Origin of the sequence: Alcanivorax sp. (assembly GCF_019431375.1) — a bacterium.
In the GTDB taxonomy this organism is placed as follows: Bacteria; Pseudomonadota; Gammaproteobacteria; order Pseudomonadales; family Alcanivoracaceae; genus Alcanivorax; species Alcanivorax jadensis_A.
In genome coordinates, this window is record NZ_CP080267.1 from 1,148,992 (window position 1) to 1,165,361 (window position 16,370).

Below are 16,370 nucleotides of genomic sequence, written 5' to 3' on the forward strand. Positions count from 1 at the left end.
TTGTTTTGCTCAAGCTTGTTGTAGCGCACACGCTGCTGGTTTTGTGAAGTTCACTCAGGCGCCAATATAGGCCTTGCGAATTTCTTCGTTACCCAGCATCGCGTCTTTATCGCCCTCCATCACCAGGCGACCGTTTTCGATCACGTAAGCGCGGTGAGCAATTTTCAGTGCGGCGAAGGCATTCTGCTCCGCCAGCAACACTGTGGTGCCCTGTTCGTTGATGCCCTTGATGGTTTCAAACATCTGCTTCACCACCAGCGGAGCCAGCCCGAGTGAAGGCTCGTCCAGTAGCAGCAGTTTGGGGCGGCCCATCATGGCGCGACCAATGGCCACCATCTGTTGCTGGCCGCCACTGAGGGAGCCGGCCGCATGGTCCTTCTTCTCGTCGAGAATCGGAAACAGTGCCAGCACCTGGTCCAGCGTCTTCTTCATGGCGGCCTTGTCCCGGCGATGCACATAGGCACCCAGCATCAGGTTTTTCAGCACCGACATTTCCGGGAACAGCTTGCGCCCTTCCGGACACTGCACCACACCGCTCTGCACCAGCCCGGAGGGCTTCAGGCCGGTGACATCCTTGCCATTCAGGGAAATCTTGCCGGCGGTGGGTTTGAGCAAGCCACTGATGGTATTGAACAGCGTGCTCTTGCCGGCGCCATTCGCTCCCAGCAATACCACCAGTTCACCCTCGCCCACCGTCATGGACACTTTTTCCAGGGCCTTGAAGCTGCCGTAGCGGGCTTCCACATCGTTAAGCTGCAGCATCGTCATCACTCCCCAGATAGGCTTCGATTACCACCGGATTGTTGCGGATTTGTTCCGGGGTGCCTTCAGCAATTTTTTCACCGTGGTCCAGCACCATGATCTTGTCCGCCAGGCTCATGATCATGTCCATCTTGTGCTCGATCAGGCAGACGGTGACGCCGTGCTCCACCATCTTGCGAATCAATGCCGCCAGATTCTCGGTCTCCTCCGGGTTGATACCACCGGCGGGCTCATCCAGCAGCACCAGTTCCGGATCGGTGGCCAGAGCCAGCGCAAACGCCACGCGCTTTTTTTCTTCCTGGCTGATGTCCGCAGTAATGCGATGACCGATATGGGACAGGCCGACGAAATCCAGCACTTCCTGGGCCCGGGCACGACACTTCTTTTCTTCATCACGCAGGCGCTTGGAGTTGATGATCACATCCCACAGCCGTGACTGGGTGCGCAGACGGTGGCCCACAATCAGGTTGTCCAGCACCGTGGATTCATCGAACAGCGAGGTGGTCTGGAAGGTTCGCGCGATACCCAGCCGGGCGATGCGATCACAGGCCATGCCAGTGATATCCATGCCCTGGTATTCGATGGAACCTTCCGTGGGCGCCATGGCCCCGGCTACCAGATTGAAGAAGGTACTCTTACCGGCACCGTTGGGACCGATGATGGCGTTGATCTTGTTGGCTTCAAATTCGATGCTGACGTTATTCACCGCCGCCAGGCCACCGAACCGTTTGGTCAGGTTATTGATCTTAAGCATGGTTACCGGCCTCCTGGTTGCGAGGTGTCACCGCCTTGTTCGACGACGGCTTTTTTTCGCTGGCAGCTTCCTTTTTGGCGGTTTCCTGGGCCGCGGCCAGACGGCGGCCACGCCAGGTCAGGAATGTCCCCACCACCCCACGCGGGAAGAAGATCACCAGCACCACCAGCAATGGGCCGAACACGATCATCCGATACTCTTCCAGGAACTGCAGGGACTGGGTCAGCCAGGTAATCGCCAGGGTGCCCAACAGCGGCCCCATCAGGGTGCCTATGCCACCCACCAGCAGGAAGGTAATCATGTCGAAGGTATGCACCACGTCGGCTTCCGCCGGGCCGATAAAGCGCACCATGCCGGCATACAACGCACCGGCCACGCTGGCATAGGTGGTGGACAGCACGAACGCCAGTACCTTGTTGCGCATCAGGTTGATGCCCAGGGAGGCAGCCAGCTCGTCACTGATGCGAATGGCCCGGAAGCTGCGTCCCAGCAGGGAATTAGCAATCCGCGCCGCCAGCCAGATGGACAGCACCATGAATACCAGCGCCAGGTAGTAGAACGGTGTGGTTTCGGTGAAATCCACCAGACCAAAGCCTTGCGGTGCCGGAATATTGATAATGCCCAGCGCACCATGGGTCAGCTCTTCCCATTTATCGATCAGCAGATAAATGATGAAGCCCACACACAAGGTGAAAATGGCGAAGTAATGCTCCTTCAGGCGCAGCGACACCACCCCGGCCAGGAACCCCAGCAAGGAACCGGCAATACCCGCCGCCACAAAGGCCCACCAGAAACTCCAGCCGTGATCCACGGTGAGAATGGCCAGCGTATAGGCACCGATGGCAAAGAAGCCGCCATGGGCCAGATTCAACTGGCCGCACAGGCCGGTGATGATGTTCATGCCGTAGACCGCAATGGCCCAGACAAACGCCAGCGCCATCACATAGATCTGGTATTCATTGCTCGCCACAAAGGGGAACAACAGTGCCGCCAGGATCATCACGATCTTCATCGCCGGCGTCATAAAGAACTCGGAAATCTTGTTCAGGGCGTTCATTAGCGCACCCCCTTGGTGAACAGACCGGTGGGCTTGATGGAGAGAATCACCACCAGCAAGGCAAAGGCGATGATGTCCTTGTAGTCGGTGGAGATGTAGAAGCCACCAAAGGCTTCCGCAAAACCGATGATCAAGCCGCCAACGATGGCACCGGGAATGGAGCCCATGCCACCAAGGATGATGATCACAAAGGCTTTCATGATCAGCAGATGCCCCATGGCCGGATACACCAGGTTAATCGGCGCGAACAGGGTGGCACCCACCGCCGCCAGCACCCCGGAGATGGCAAAGGTCATCATCGCCACCCGGTTGGCATCGATCCCTACCAGGAAGGCCCCTTCCCGGTTCTGGGCCATGGCCACAATGGTGGAGCCGGTCATGGTCTTTTTCAGGAACAGGTGCAATACCGCCATCAGCGTGAAAGCACCGACGATAATCAGCACCCGTTGGGCTGGCATGGTCAGGCCGGCAAATTCGACGATACCGGTATAAGGCGTGGGCATGCGGCGGAATTCCGCGCCCCAGTGCATCTGCACCAGTGCTTCCAGAAACAGCATGATGCCGATGGCAGCAATCTTGTCGTGAATCGGCGGCGCATCACGCAACGGGTTGAACACCAGTCGTTCGCACAACACCGCCAGCAACGCCACCGCACCAGCGGCGCCAAGCATGGCCAGCCAGTAGTTGGCGCCAAAGTCGACCATGATCACGTAGGACACATAGGCGCCCACCATATAGAGCGCCCCGTGGGCGAAGTTCGGTACGTGCAAAATGCCGTACACCAGGGTCAGCCCCAGGGCCACCAGCCCGTAGATACTACCCAGCGTCAGGCCGTTAAGCACTTGCTGCATGAATAAGTCCAAGGCAAAGCCTCCTGTGTGTGGGAACGGTTGCCCAGCGGCAATCGCGTTTCCCGTTTTTCCTTTGTTATGTCAGCCCCTGCGACGTAGCGCTGCCGCCTATGATTTATTGTGGTGCTGACTGAGCTCTGTGCAGTTTTTCTAACAAGCCTGCTGTTCCTGTTCGCTGGCCCATTCCTGCTCCTGCAGGGCTCGCCACATCACCTTGCCGGTGGGCGAACGGGGCAGCTCGTCGCGAAAATCCACCACCTGCGGCACCTTGTAGGCGGCCATTTCTTCCTTGCACCAGTCGATGATGGCCTGCTCGGTGAGCGTGCCTTTCATCTCGTTACGCAGGACCACGCAAGCTTTCACGGTTTCACCGCGACGCGGGTGGGGAGTGGAAATCACGCAGCTTTCCTGGATGGCCGGATGGCGGTACATCAGGCTTTCCACCTCCGCCGGCCAGACCTTGAACCCGGACGCATTGATCATGCGTTTGACCCGATCGACGATGAAGAAATAGCCCTCTTCGTCGTAGTAGCCCAGATCACCAGTGCGGAAGAAACGCTTGCCATCCAGCTCGATAAACGCCTTTTGCGTTTCCTGGGGGCGCTTCCAGTAGCCCTGAAACACCTGCGGGCCATGGATAAGGATTTCACCCACCGCGCCGGGGCCCAGTTCCTTACCGGTCTGGCCGTCGTCTTCAATCGCCACAATGCGCGAATCGATATCGAACACCGGAATCCCCAGACACTGGGACTTGGGCTTGTCGGTGGGATTGATATGGGTACCGGCGATGGTTTCGGACAGGCCATAGCCTTCCATGTAACGCAGGCCGGTGAGCTGGAAGAGCTTGTCGGAGACTGCCGCCGGCATAGCCGCCCCGCCGCCACCGATATTTTCCAGGGAAGACAGATCGTACTTCTCAACGTCCGGATCGGAGAGCAGATCGATGGCCATGGTGACGATGTTCACCCAGCGGCTGACCTTGTAGCGTTCGATCAGTTTTGCCGCCACACGACGATCCCAGCGGGTCATCAGTACGATCAGCGAACCACCGTAGATCGGCGAATTCATGGAGCCCTGCATGCCGGTGACGTGGAAATACGGCAGCGTGGCCAGGGTTACCGATTCAGTGGTGCCGTGGCTCCAGACACCGCCCTGCACACAGGTGGCCATCACCGAGCGATGGGTATGCATACACCCCTTGGGAGCACCGGTGGTACCAGAGCTATAAGGAAATACCGCCAGGTCGTCCGGGCCCACGAGCAATTCACTGGGCGTTTCACCGGCACCAATGGCATCTTTCCAGGCAATGTGCGCCGGATTGGTCAGCGCCACCGCCGGCGCTTCCACCTCGGCGGGCAGCGGCAGGTCGGTGTCACGGGTGATGTAATCGCTGTAGGCCGCCACGATCACATGGCGCAGATTCACCATGCCCACCACCGGCGCCACGGCCGGCAACAGTTCCTGGCCACAGATGGCCACGGCGGCTTCGGTGTCCTCCAGGTAATGCTCCAGTTCGGCAGCCCGGTTCATGGGGTTCACCGGCACCACGATGGCATTGGCACGGAGGATGGCGTAGTAGCCGATGATGAACTGGGGTGCGTTCTGCATGAACAACAGCACCCGGTCGCCCTTCTCTACCCCCAGCGATTGCAGATAACCCGCCAGGGCATCCACCTGCTGCTTGAGTTCGGCAAAGGTGATAGGGCTGTCGTAATAGTTAATTGCATCCCGGTGGGGATAACGCAGGGCCGAGACCTCCAGATTGGTATAGAGGCTGGTCTGCGGCAGGCTGAGGTGGCGCGGCATATTCTCCGGCCAGACCGCATAGTGCCGATCAAACATGTTGAGCTCTCCCGCGGCGTTTCAATGAACGCCTTTTATTTGTGTTGCTGCTGTAGCGAATGCTGAAGGGAATCGGCGGTCCCACCGCCCTTCAGCGGAAACAAGATGTTGACTCGCCAGTCAATCTGACATGGCTCGGGAGGGTCGTCAATACTATTTTGGAATGACGTTTCGTTTTTTGAAACAAAACCTAACAAAGGCTTGAGAGAGGATTTTTTCGAGGAATGACCAGAAACATACCACTGAGTATGTGCTCTGCACAGACCAGTTATCGGAAACGCGGAGCGGCATTTCAGTTGCCAATTCAGTGGCTTGAAATCACAGTCCGGGAGATGTTCGCAGCGAAGGAGAATGCTGCAGGGCAAACAGGCAGGTATCGACAAGATCCGTGGCCGCCCGCTCCAAATCCAGCACCTGCGGATCAAGCAACCAGTACATGATCACGCCGGTGAGCTGGCTGTGTAGCCAGGTAACAGATTTCACCATATCCAGGTTTTTCGGGAGTTGCCCACGAGCGATGGCGTTGGCAAATGTCCGCGTCAGCCTCCCGAAGGAATCCCGGCAGGCATCGCGCTGACGATCAAGCAAATCGGCATTTTCACCGCTGAACTCGCATTTCTGGAACATGATCTCGAAAAGCCGGCGCTGGCTCGGATCGCACACAGCTTGCTGTAACAGATAGACCATAAACTCCCGCAGGCGACCCAGCGGATCCGGCTCACCGGCATCCTCTGCTCGCTCCGCCAGACTGTCGAACGGCAAGCGGCTACGATCCACCATGGCCATGAACACATCATGCTTGTTTTTGAAATGCCAGTAGATCGCCCCTCGCGTCACCCCGGCCTCGCTGGCAATATCCTTTAAAGAGGCGGCAAGTACTCCTTTACGGTGAAAAACCTGCTCGGCAGCATCCAGGATCATAGCCCGGGTTTGCAACGCTTCTGCCTTCGTTCGCCTGACCATGGGAGACTCTTATGGGCGTGAAAAAATCAAGTGGATTCCGTTTTCTGGTCTATACATACACCACTGAATGTATATACTGAACCTGATTCATATTTCCTGCAAGCACCGCCCGTTCGTCGAGCCGGTGCCTGACGGCGTGTATTGAGAACAGAGGTGATTATGCGCAGCGGTTTGATTCTCTCCCTTCTGGCGGGCGCTCTTGCCCTGCAGCTTGCCGGTTGCAGTGACGCTGACCAGGCCGGCCAGCAACAACAGCAACAAGCCCCACAGGTTGGCTTTATTACGGTCAAGGCCCAGTCCACCACTTTGAGCCGGGAGCTGCCCGGGCGCACCACCGCCCACCAGATTGCTGAAGTGCGGCCGCAGGTCAGTGGCGTCATCGAGGAACGTCTGTTCGAGGAAGGCCAGAAGGTGGAAGCCGGCCAACCCCTCTACAAGATCGATTCGCGCACCTACCAGGCCGCCGTAGCCTCCGCCCGCGCGGAACTGGCCCGAGCTCAGGCCACCCTGAATTCCAACAGCCTGCGCGTTGACCGTATCAAGACCCTGCTGGAACGCCGCTCCGTCAGCCAACAGGAATACGACGAAGCCAAAGCGGCTCTGGATGAAAACAAGGCCGCTGTGGCCGCCGCCCGCGCCAATCTGCAAAGTGCGCAGATCAATCTGGATTACGCCACTATCAAGGCACCCATCAGCGGCCGCATCGGGCGCTCCACAGTGACAGCGGGTGCCCTGGTGACAGCCAACCAGCCCACTGCCCTGGCGACCATCCGCCAGCTGGACCCTATCTATGTGGATCTGACCCAATCCAGCATCGAGCTGCGCCGACTGCGCCAGGCTATGGAAGGCGGCGAACTGCAGCAGGTCAGCGACGATGAAGCACGTATCACCCTGATCCTGGAAGATGGCAGCGAGTACAGCAAACCCGGCGCCCTGCAGTTTTCCGAATACGCAGTGGACGAAAGCACCGGCTCAGTGACCCTGCGCGCGCTCTTCCCCAACCCTGATAGCGACTTGCTGCCAGGCATGTTCGTTCGCGGTCGGCTCCCTGAAGGCCAGCGCGAAGACGCCATCCTGGTTCCCCAGAAAGGCATTACCCGTGACCCCACCGGCCAGGCCAGCGCCATGCTCATCGACGAGAATAATACGGTGAAAAAAGTGAACGTTGTCACCGAACGCGCCGTGGGTAGCGAGTGGTTGATCGCCAGCGGTCTGCAAGACGGGGATCGCCTGATCGTGGATGGGCTGCAGAAAATCCAGCCGGGCATCCCGGTCAACCCCGTGGATACCGAACAGCAGGCACAACCATCCCAGGCCCCCGCCGCTCAGGGCGGGGATCAAGGCGCAGCGCAATAACGCCTCGCGGCCCACTTGGCGCACACTAACTCGACGTAACGAGAAACGGGAAAACCATGGCCAGATTCTTTATTGACCGCCCGATTTTTGCCTGGGTTATCGCCATCATCATGATGATGGCCGGTGCCCTGGCCATTTATACCCTGCCCGTGGAGCAGTACCCGGCAGTAGCCCCACCCGCGGTAACCATTGCCGGCAACTACCCCGGTGCCTCGGCAAAAACCGTGGAAGACTCGGTCACCCAGGTGATTGAGCAACAGATGAGTGGTATCGATAACCTGCTCTACATCGGCTCCAGCAGCGACTCCTTCGGTAACGCCCAGATCACGCTGACATTTGCCCCGGGCACCGACGCAGATATTGCTCAGGTTCAGGTGCAGAACAAGTTGCAACTGGCCACCCCGCTACTGCCCCAGGAAGTGCAGCAGCAGGGTCTGCAGGTCAGCAAATCCTCGGATTCGTTCCTGATGGTGGTGTCATTTTCCTCCGAGGACGGCAGCCTCAGCCGGGCCGATCTGGCCGACTACGTGGCCTCCAATGTGCAGGACCCGATCAGCCGGGTACCCGGTGTCGGCAAGATCCAGCTGTTCGGCTCTCCCTACGCCATGCGTATCTGGCTGGACCCGAACAAACTCAACAAGTATGACCTGACCCCCCAGGACATCACCCAGACCATCCGGGTGCAGAACAACCAGGTGGCCAGTGGCCAGCTGGGTGGCGCCCCGGCGGTGGAAGGCCAGCAGCTCAACGCCAACATCATCGCCCAGACCCGTCTGGAAAATACCGAGCAATTCCAGAACATATTGCTCAAGGTGAACCCGGATGGCTCCCAGGTGTTTCTACGGGATGTGGCCCGGGTGGAACTGGCTGCCCAGAACTACGATGTGGTGGGTCGCTATAACGGCCAGCCCGCCGCCGGCCTGGCGATCAGCCTGGCCTCCGGCGCCAACGCGCTGGATACTGCTGATGCGGTTCGCGCCCGTCTGGAAGAACTGAAGCCTTTCTTCCCTGACAAGATGGAAATGGACTATCCCTACGACACCACCCCGTTCGTGGAGATCTCCATTGAGGAAGTGGTACATACCCTGTTCGAGGCCATCGTGCTGGTCTTCCTGGTGATGTACCTGTTCCTGCAGAACTTCCGGGCCACCCTGATCCCCACCATCGCGGTACCGGTGGTGCTGCTCGGCACCTTCGGTGTGCTGGCCGCCTTCGGCTTTTCCATCAACACCCTGACCATGTTCGGCATGGTGCTGGCCATCGGTCTGCTGGTGGACGATGCCATCGTGGTGGTGGAAAACGTGGAACGGGTCATGCACGAGGAAGGCTTGCCACCCAAGGAGGCCACCCGTAAATCCATGGGCCAGATCACCGGTGCCCTGGTGGGTATCGCCCTGGTGCTGTCGGCGGTCTTCGTACCCATGGCGTTCTTCCCCGGCTCCACCGGGGCAATCTACCGGCAGTTCTCGATCACCATCGTCTCTGCCATGGTGCTGTCTGTGCTGGTGGCGCTGATTCTGACACCGGCCCTGTGTTCCACCATGCTCAAGGCCAAGGACGCAGAGCATCAGACCGACAAGGGTTTTTTCGGCTGGTTTAACCGTACCTTTGATCGCAGCAGCAGGGCCTACCAGGGCCGGGTGGAAAAAATTCTCGGCCGCCGCGGCCGTTATCTGGCGATCTATGTGGTGATCGTCGGGGTGCTCGGCTTTTCCTTCATGCGTCTGCCCTCCAGCTTCTTGCCGGAAGAAGACCAGGGCATGATGTTCACTCTGGTCACGCTGCCGGCCGGCTCCACCCAGGAGCAGACCGTGGACGTGCTGAAGAAAATGGAGGACTACTATCTCAACGAGGAAACCTCCGCCGTGGATGGCCTGTTTACTGTGGCTGGCTTCAGCTTTACCGGACAGGGCCAGAATGCCGGCCTGGCATTTGTGAACCTGAAAGACTGGAACGAGCGGGATCTGTCCGTGGATGGCGTCAATCAGGTGGTGGGCCGCTCCATGGGCTTCTTCGCCAGCATTCGCGAAGCCATGATCTTTGCTCTTAACCCACCCTCAATCCCCGAGCTGGGTAACGCCAGTGGCTTTGACTTTCAGCTGCTGGACCAGGCCGGTCGAGGGCACGAGGCACTGATACAGGCCCGTAACCAGTTACTGGGTATGGCCAGCCAGGACCCTCGCCTGGCCGGCGTCCGCCCCAACGGGCTGGAAGACAGCCCGCAATATCAACTGGATATTGACCAGCAGAAAGCCAAGGCGTTGGGGCTCAGCATCAGCGACATCAACAGCACCCTGCAGATTGCCTGGGGCTCAAGCTATGTGAACAACTTTGTCGACCGGGGCCGGGTAAAACGGGTGTATGTGCAGGCCGACGCGCCCTATCGCATGCTGCCGGAAAACATTGATGACTGGTATGTGCGCAACAACCAGGGCGAAATGGTGCCTTTCTCGGCCTTTGCCACCGGCCACTGGACCTATGGGTCGCCCAAACTGGAGCGCTACAACGGCGTTTCCTCGGTGAACATCCAGGGTAATGCCGCCCCCGGTTACAGTACCGGTGATGCCATGGATGCCATGGAAGAACTGACTGCCAAGCTGCCCCCTGGCTTCGGCTCCGAATGGACCGGCCTGTCCTATCAGGAGCGCCAATCCGGTGATCAGGCGCCGGCCCTGTACGCGATTTCCCTGCTGGTGGTATTCCTGTGCCTGGCGGCGCTCTACGAGAGCTGGTCCATTCCCTTCGCCGTCATGCTGGTGGTACCACTGGGTGTGATCGGTGCCGTGCTGGCTGCCACGTTCCGGGGGCTGGAGAACGATGTGTTCTTTCAGGTTGGCCTGTTGACCACCATCGGGCTATCCGCAAAGAACGCCATTCTGATTGCGGAATTTGCCCTGGAGCTGGAGCAGAAAGGCGAGCACCTGGTCAAGGCCACGCTGGAAGCGGTACGCATGAGGCTACGGCCCATCCTGATGACCTCACTGGCCTTCATGCTTGGGGTTACCCCGCTGATGATCAGCACCGGCGCTGGCGCCGGCGCCCGTAACGCCATCGGTACCGGGGTGTTCGGTGGCATGCTCACCGCCACCGTACTGGCGATTTTCTTTATTCCGCTGTTCTATGTGGTCGTCCGCAAGCTCGCCGGCGTTCCCCTGAACGGGAAGCCGAAGGAAACAGGAGGCCACTGACCCGGCCTTCAATCTGCCGGGCCCCGGGTGGGCCTGGCAGCTTTTTTTCCTTCCCTACAACACTATTTCTTCTCCTCCGACGCCCGTTCGTCGCCCCCCGGTTTTCGTTTATCCCGCGCGTGAAGCTTGCGTGAATCGAACCATGGTACTTATTCCCCTAACGAGGGCATGGCCATTTTTGTGAAGCAGATTTGGAAAAAGGCATACCAATAAGGTATCGGGCGAACATCGACGAAAGGGCACCGTTCGTCCACCCACACTTTCATTTCCATCTTCTGCACATATAAAAATAGCTGCGCCCTGCCTAAATAGGGGAAGCAGTTCACACTGCTTCACAGATCTCAACCGAGATCCGGGGAACGGAATGGAAGTAGCAGCGACACAGGGAAGGGTCATGGAAAGACTCAATATCCTGGTGGTGGATGACAGCACCGCCATACGAAGCCTTATCACCGCCAAATTGCACGAACTGGCCACCGGCAGCTATGACCTGGACATTGTCCAGGCCGCCGACGGCAGCCAGGCACTGGCATGCGCCGAAAAGCGCCCCTTTGATCTGATCTTCCTCGATGTGGAAATGCCGGTCATGGGAGGCCTGGAGGCCTGCAGCGCCCTGCGCCAGAAAGGCAGCCCTGCACGCATCGCCATGCTCTCCAGCAAGACCTCCGCAGAAGCTCATCTGGCCGGTCGTCAGGCCGGGTGTGACAACTATCTTGTCAAACCCCCGCATGACGCCGATCTGCGTTCCATCTTACGACTGGCTTCATTGCGCAAACTCGCCGCTGGCTGAACAGCAACGTCGATACCAATAACAACGCATGACAGGTTCAAGGGGGAGAAAGCCCAATGCAGGAAAACGACAAGGCACTGCAAAGTTTTCTGATCGAAAGTGACGAAAATCTGGGGCAACTGGAACAGGATATTGTGGCGCTGGAACGCTCACCGCAGGACAGTGATCGTATCGCTAGCGCCTTCCGGGCAATTCATACCATCAAGGGAACCTGCGGCTTCTTTGGCTTCACTCAGCTGGAAACCCTGAGTCATGCCCTGGAAGATATCCTCGGCGCCATGCGCGACGGCGATCTGCACATGGACCTGCCACATGCCACCGCCCTGCTGGACGGGGTGGATGAAATCCGTGTTTTCCTCAAGCGTATTCACAACGATGGTAAAGATGGTGAGCCGGCACCACAGGACTTGATTGACCGGTTACATGCACTGATCCCCACCCGCACGCAAAATGACGCTGCCGCCAGCTCACCTGAAATCGCACAGGAAACCCCTGAAGCGACGAAGTCTGAGCAAACAGAAACAGCCGCAGCCAGCGAACAAGATGTCATGCCGGCAAGCGACCACACCTCGCCGGAAAAAACAGAGCCGGAAACCAGCAGCCCGCAACAAACCGGAAAGTCCGACACCACAGTACGCGTGGATGTGGTGCTGCTGGACAAGCTGATGAATGTGGTAGGCGAGCTGGTACTCACCCGCAACCAGCTGCTGCAGCACACCGCCAGCCAGAACGACGCTCAACTGGTTAACCTGTCCCAGCGTCTGAATATGGTCACCAGTGAGCTGCAGGAAGGTCTGATGCAGACTCGCATGCAGCCCATCCGTAATGCGTGGTCCACCTACCCTCGCCTGCTTCTGGATCTGGAAAGAAAAACCGGGAAACGGGTTACCCCCGTTCTCAAGGGTGGAGATACCGAGCTGGACCGCAGCCTGCTGGAAGCGATCCGCGATCCCCTCATTCACCTGGTCCGCAACGCCGTGGACCATGGCATCGAAAGCCCTGAAAAGCGTCGCGCCAAAGGCAAGCCGGAGTCCGGCACCCTGACCATGAGCGCCTACCACGAAAGCGGCAATGTCACCGTGGAAGTCAGTGACGACGGCGCCGGACTGGACAGTGACCGAATTATCCGTCGCGCCATGGAAGCCGGGCTGGTTCGACCGGAGCAGGCGGAACAGCTCACCGAGCAGGAAAAGATCCGCTATATCTTCGAACCCGGGTTTTCCACCGCAGAAACCGTCAGCGATCTTTCCGGCCGTGGCGTGGGCCTGGATGTGGTACGAACCAATGTGGAACGCATCGGCGGGTCCATTGACATCAAGAGTATCCCCGGCCGTGGCACCACACTGAAACTGAAAATCCCGCTCACCCTCGCCATTGTCCCTGCTTTGATCGTGCGCTGCCTCCATCAGCGTTTCGCCATTCCCCAGGTCAACCTGATGGAAGTGGTCTACGTGGATGCCGACCGTCTTGAAAAGGATATCGAGACAGTCCACGACGCCTTGGTCTATCGGCTTCGCGGCAGATTGCTGCCACTGGTTGACATGCGCTCTCTGATGCAGATGGGCGACAAGGAAACCAATAAAGATCAGTTCATTCTGGTGCTCACCGCCGACCAGCAGGAATTCGGGCTGCTGGTGGATGACGTTCGCGATACTGAAGAAATCGTGGTCAAACCCCTGGGCAGACTCCTCAAGGACAACCCCTGCTTTGCCGGCGCCACCATCATGGGCGATGGCCGGGTAGCGTTGATTCTGGATGTTAAGTCCACTGCCGACTTTGCCGGCGTTACCCGCCACGAGCGGAAACTGCGCCAACTGGAAAATCCGCTAGACGCCGAAACCCAACCCATTCGCGCCGCCGAGAGCTACCTGCTGGTCCGCCCGGATGGCAGCACTGGCCGCTCCGCCATCGCCCTGTCGAGAGTGTCACGCCTGGAGGAAATCAGTACCGATCTGATCGAATACTCCGCCGGCCGGGAAGTGATTCAGTATCGGGGTGGCATTCTCCCACTGATTCGTCTTGGCGACGCCAACCAAAGTACTCCAGCTGACCAAGACATTATCCGCATTGTGGTGCAACCCACCGACTTCGGCGAAGTGGGTCTGGTGGTCAACGACATCATCGACATCGTCAGTGACGACGAAGCCGCCATACAACAGAGTGCCCAGACCGAAGGCATCCTTGGAGCAGGCATCCTGCAAGGCCATGTGACGGACTTTATCGACTGTGAAGCCTTGTTCAGCCGCTTCCATGGCAAGCACAGAAGTGAGGACAGCAATGGAAACTAAACAACTGATCTGCACGTTTTCCGTTGCGGGAAAGCATTACGGCGTGGTGGTCGACAATGTTCAGGAAGTGCTCGCCAACCACCAGATTACCGATATTCCGCTGGCACCTCCCGGGGTACTCGGGCTGATGAATATCCGCGGACGTATCGTGCCGGCCATCGCCCTGCGCAAGGTGCTGCGTTTGCCCGGTGAAAGCGATGAAGAAGACACCATCAACATCGTCATCAATCACGGTGGCGAACAGGTGGGTCTGATGGTGGACCGCATCGGGGACATTGTCAGCGTGCACCCAGAAGAGATCGAACCACCACCGGAAACACTCAAGGGGGCACCACGCAAATTCATGCGCGGCGTCTTCCCGGTCCAGGGCACGCTTTACCTATTACTGGACCTGGACACTCTGCTGGCTGACGAACTGTGCAGCCGTTCAGCCAGTCGCGCTTCACACTCAGTATTGCAATAACAAGGACAACACGGGGATAAACAGCAATGACAGATAATCTGGATCACGCAAACGACGACTCTCTCTATAGCCAGGTTGGTGGCGAAGCCGCTGTCCGAGCCGTGGTAACCGAGTTTTACAACCGGGTACTGAGTGACCAGGCCTTGGCACCCTACTTCCGCCACAAACAGCGCAAAGGCCTGGAAGAATCCCAAGTGCAGTTTTTCACCCAGGCTCTGGGCGGGCCGAAGATTTATCAGGGTCCATCCATGGCCGACGCCCACAAGAACCTGCATATCACAGCCAGAAACTTCGACCGGGTAGCCGTTCACCTGAAAGAGACCCTGGAGTCTCTGGGTGTGGAGTCCGGCCACATCGACACCATCATGAATACCGTTGCGCCATTGAAGGGGGACATCGTGAACGAAAAAGCCACAGACACAACCAACGGCAGCAGCCAGCCGACCCATAACGACAGCGCCCTTCGCGATGTGGACACCAGCAAGTCCGTCACCGACAGCCTTGAAGGCGTAAAAAGTACAATGGCCAGCCTACAGGCCAATGTGTTTGTCGCTGATACCAACCTCAACATCGTCTACATCAACCCCCGTGCCGCAGAAACCCTGTCGACAATTGCACAACCAATCTTCAAGACCTTCGGGGTCAAGATTGAGGACATCCTCAACGGCCATATCCACCGCTTTCACCGCGATCCGAACGGGTGGAGACCATTCTCCGTGACCCCAAGGCCATGCCTCACTCTGCCGACTTCAACTTCGGTGGCGTGACCCTGCGCACTCGCATCAATGCGGTAATCAGCTCGGAAGAAAAAATCATCGGCTACACCGTTTGCTGGGAAGACGTAACCACAGAGCTGCGCCAGGAGAACGAATTCCGGCGTGTAATGAACATGGTGGACCAGATGCCCACCAATGTTTTCCTCTGTGACCGGGATCTGAAAATCATCTATCTGAACCCGGCCGCCACTGCCACCATGGAAAAGCTGGAATCCTATCTGCCCATCAAGGCCAGCGAACTGCTGGGCGCCAACATTGATGTTTTCCACAAACATCCAGAGCATCAGCGCCGCATTCTTTCCGATCCCACCAATCTTCCTTATCGCGCACGCATCAATATTGGTGACGAGAAGGCTGACCTGCTGGTAAACGCGATCTACGACGCGGAAGGCAACTACGTTGGCCCCATGCTTACCTGGGAAATCATCACCGAGAAAGTGCTGCTCGAAGAGCGTATTCGCGGCACCGTGGAAGTGCTGGCCACCTCCTCCGAAGAAATGATTGCCACCAGTGACCAGATGGGCTCCAACGCCGGTGTCACCAGCAGCCAGGCCAACTCTGCGGTGCGCACCGCCGAAGACATCAACGAAAACGTACAGGCAGTATCCAGCGGCATCGAGGAAATGGGTGCCAGCATCAAGGAAATCGCCAAGAACGCCACCGACGCCGCCCGCGTGGCCGACGAGGCGGTGAGCATTGCCGAAGGCACCAACACCACCATCAGCAGTCTGGGCACCAGCAGTGCGGAGATCGGCAAGGTGATCAAGGTGATTACCGGTATTGCCCAGCAAACCAACCTGTTGGCACTCAACGCCACCATTGAGGCTGCCCGAGCCGGGGATGCCGGTCGCGGCTTTGCCGTAGTGGCCAATGAAGTGAAGGAACTGGCCAAGGAAACCGGCCGGGCCACCGAGGACATCGGTCAGAAGATCGAGGCCATCCAGGTGGATGTGAAAGGCGCCATCGAAGGCATCGCCCGCATCAGCGAGGTAATTCACCACATCAGCCAGGTTCAGGGCTCCATTGCCTCCGCGGTGGAAGAACAAACCATTACCACTAACGAAATGGGTCGTCGGGTTGCCGATGCCGCCAAGGGCACCAACGAAGTGGCCGGTAACATCGGCGGCGTTGCCGAAGCGGCGAAGAGCACCAATGCCGGCGTGGACAGCATGCGTCAGGCAGCCACTGATCTGGCCAAGCTGGCTGCAGATCTGCAGACCCTGGTAGTGGATGCAGAGCGCACCGGACGCGCGGACAACCAGAAATAATGAGGGACCATA

Annotated in this window: 13 protein-coding genes; 7 read left to right on the top strand and 6 right to left on the bottom strand. The window is 58.4% G+C overall.

Going from position 1 to position 16,370, the window contains the following annotated elements:
* Positions 1-54: 54 nt before the first annotated feature.
* The 6 genes from KZ772_RS05235 to KZ772_RS05260 form a co-directional block, all read right to left on the bottom strand.
* Complete coding sequence (locus KZ772_RS05235) at positions 55-762, bottom strand: ABC transporter ATP-binding protein (protein ID WP_063508089.1); 708 nt, start codon at positions 760-762, stop codon at positions 55-57.
* The gene (locus tag KZ772_RS05240) at positions 749-1,516 is read right to left on the bottom strand and encodes an ABC transporter ATP-binding protein (RefSeq protein ID WP_290538781.1); all 768 of its coding nucleotides are present in this window, start codon (positions 1,514-1,516) and stop codon (positions 749-751) included. The genes KZ772_RS05235 and KZ772_RS05240 overlap by 14 nt, the downstream gene beginning before the upstream one ends.
* Complete coding sequence (locus tag KZ772_RS05245; protein ID WP_290538782.1) at positions 1,509-2,573, bottom strand: branched-chain amino acid ABC transporter permease; 1,065 nt, start codon at positions 2,571-2,573, stop codon at positions 1,509-1,511. Before KZ772_RS05245 ends, KZ772_RS05240 begins: the two co-directional genes overlap by 8 nt.
* Entirely contained in the window at positions 2,573-3,436 is an 864-nt protein-coding gene (locus KZ772_RS05250) for a branched-chain amino acid ABC transporter permease (RefSeq protein WP_290538783.1), read from the bottom strand. Before KZ772_RS05250 ends, KZ772_RS05245 begins: the two co-directional genes overlap by 1 nt.
* A 138-nt stretch (positions 3,437-3,574) precedes the next feature.
* Complete coding sequence (locus KZ772_RS05255; protein ID WP_290538784.1) at positions 3,575-5,266, bottom strand: long-chain fatty acid--CoA ligase; 1,692 nt, start codon at positions 5,264-5,266, stop codon at positions 3,575-3,577.
* Positions 5,267-5,584: 318 nt separating this feature from the next.
* Positions 5,585-6,229, bottom strand: coding sequence for a TetR family transcriptional regulator (locus KZ772_RS05260; RefSeq protein WP_290538785.1), 645 nt, complete (start codon positions 6,227-6,229; stop codon positions 5,585-5,587).
* 159 nt (positions 6,230-6,388) lie between these two features.
* On the opposite strand from KZ772_RS05260, the gene KZ772_RS05265 reads away from it, so the two are divergent.
* The 7 genes from KZ772_RS05265 to KZ772_RS05295 all read left to right on the top strand — a co-directional run bounded on the left by KZ772_RS05265 (position 6,389) and on the right by KZ772_RS05295 (position 16,358).
* Positions 6,389-7,585 carry an efflux RND transporter periplasmic adaptor subunit gene (locus KZ772_RS05265; RefSeq protein ID WP_290538786.1) on the top strand — a complete coding sequence of 399 codons (1,197 nt, stop codon included), beginning with the start codon at positions 6,389-6,391 and terminating at the stop codon, positions 7,583-7,585.
* 56 nt (positions 7,586-7,641) lie between these two features.
* Complete coding sequence (locus KZ772_RS05270; protein ID WP_290538787.1) at positions 7,642-10,773, top strand: efflux RND transporter permease subunit; 3,132 nt, start codon at positions 7,642-7,644, stop codon at positions 10,771-10,773.
* A gap of 394 nt (positions 10,774-11,167) precedes the next feature.
* Positions 11,168-11,563 (top strand): response regulator, encoded by a 396-nt coding sequence (locus KZ772_RS05275; protein ID WP_290538788.1) that lies wholly within the window; start codon positions 11,168-11,170, stop codon positions 11,561-11,563.
* A 56-nt stretch (positions 11,564-11,619) separates the two neighbouring features.
* Entirely contained in the window at positions 11,620-13,851 is a 2,232-nt protein-coding gene (locus KZ772_RS05280) for a chemotaxis protein CheA (protein ID WP_290538789.1), read from the top strand.
* Positions 13,841-14,314: a chemotaxis protein CheW gene (locus tag KZ772_RS05285; RefSeq protein ID WP_290538790.1), complete on the top strand. Its 474-nt coding sequence runs from the start codon at positions 13,841-13,843 to the stop codon at positions 14,312-14,314. Before KZ772_RS05280 ends, KZ772_RS05285 begins: the two co-directional genes overlap by 11 nt.
* Before the next feature lie 26 nt (positions 14,315-14,340).
* Positions 14,341-15,081, top strand: coding sequence for a group 1 truncated hemoglobin (locus tag KZ772_RS05290; protein ID WP_290538791.1), 741 nt, complete (start codon positions 14,341-14,343; stop codon positions 15,079-15,081).
* On the top strand, positions 15,015-16,358 hold the full coding sequence (locus tag KZ772_RS05295; protein WP_290538792.1) for a methyl-accepting chemotaxis protein: 1,344 nt from the start codon (positions 15,015-15,017) through the stop codon (positions 16,356-16,358). The genes KZ772_RS05290 and KZ772_RS05295 overlap by 67 nt, the downstream gene beginning before the upstream one ends.
* Positions 16,359-16,370: the final 12 nt, after the last annotated feature.

What these genes read in the sequence shown, in the direction of transcription:
- KZ772_RS05235 (WP_063508089.1), bottom strand. Translation starts at nt 762, where the DNA reads ATGCTGCAGCTTAACGATGTGGAAGCCCGCTACGGCAGCTTCAAGGCC.
- KZ772_RS05240 (WP_290538781.1), bottom strand. Translation starts at nt 1,516, where the DNA reads ATGCTTAAGATCAATAACCTGACCAAACGGTTCGGTGGCCTGGCGGCG.
- KZ772_RS05245 (WP_290538782.1), bottom strand. Translation starts at nt 2,573, where the DNA reads ATGAACGCCCTGAACAAGATTTCCGAGTTCTTTATGACGCCGGCGATG.
- KZ772_RS05255 (WP_290538784.1), bottom strand. Translation starts at nt 5,266, where the DNA reads ATGTTTGATCGGCACTATGCGGTCTGGCCGGAGAATATGCCGCGCCAC.
- KZ772_RS05260 (WP_290538785.1), bottom strand. Translation starts at nt 6,229, where the DNA reads ATGGTCAGGCGAACGAAGGCAGAAGCGTTGCAAACCCGGGCTATGATC.
- KZ772_RS05265 (WP_290538786.1), top strand. Translation starts at nt 6,389, where the DNA reads ATGCGCAGCGGTTTGATTCTCTCCCTTCTGGCGGGCGCTCTTGCCCTG.
- KZ772_RS05270 (WP_290538787.1), top strand. Translation starts at nt 7,642, where the DNA reads ATGGCCAGATTCTTTATTGACCGCCCGATTTTTGCCTGGGTTATCGCC.
- KZ772_RS05275 (WP_290538788.1), top strand. Translation starts at nt 11,168, where the DNA reads ATGGAAAGACTCAATATCCTGGTGGTGGATGACAGCACCGCCATACGA.
- KZ772_RS05280 (WP_290538789.1), top strand. Translation starts at nt 11,620, where the DNA reads ATGCAGGAAAACGACAAGGCACTGCAAAGTTTTCTGATCGAAAGTGAC.
- KZ772_RS05285 (WP_290538790.1), top strand. Translation starts at nt 13,841, where the DNA reads ATGGAAACTAAACAACTGATCTGCACGTTTTCCGTTGCGGGAAAGCAT.
- KZ772_RS05290 (WP_290538791.1), top strand. Translation starts at nt 14,341, where the DNA reads ATGACAGATAATCTGGATCACGCAAACGACGACTCTCTCTATAGCCAG.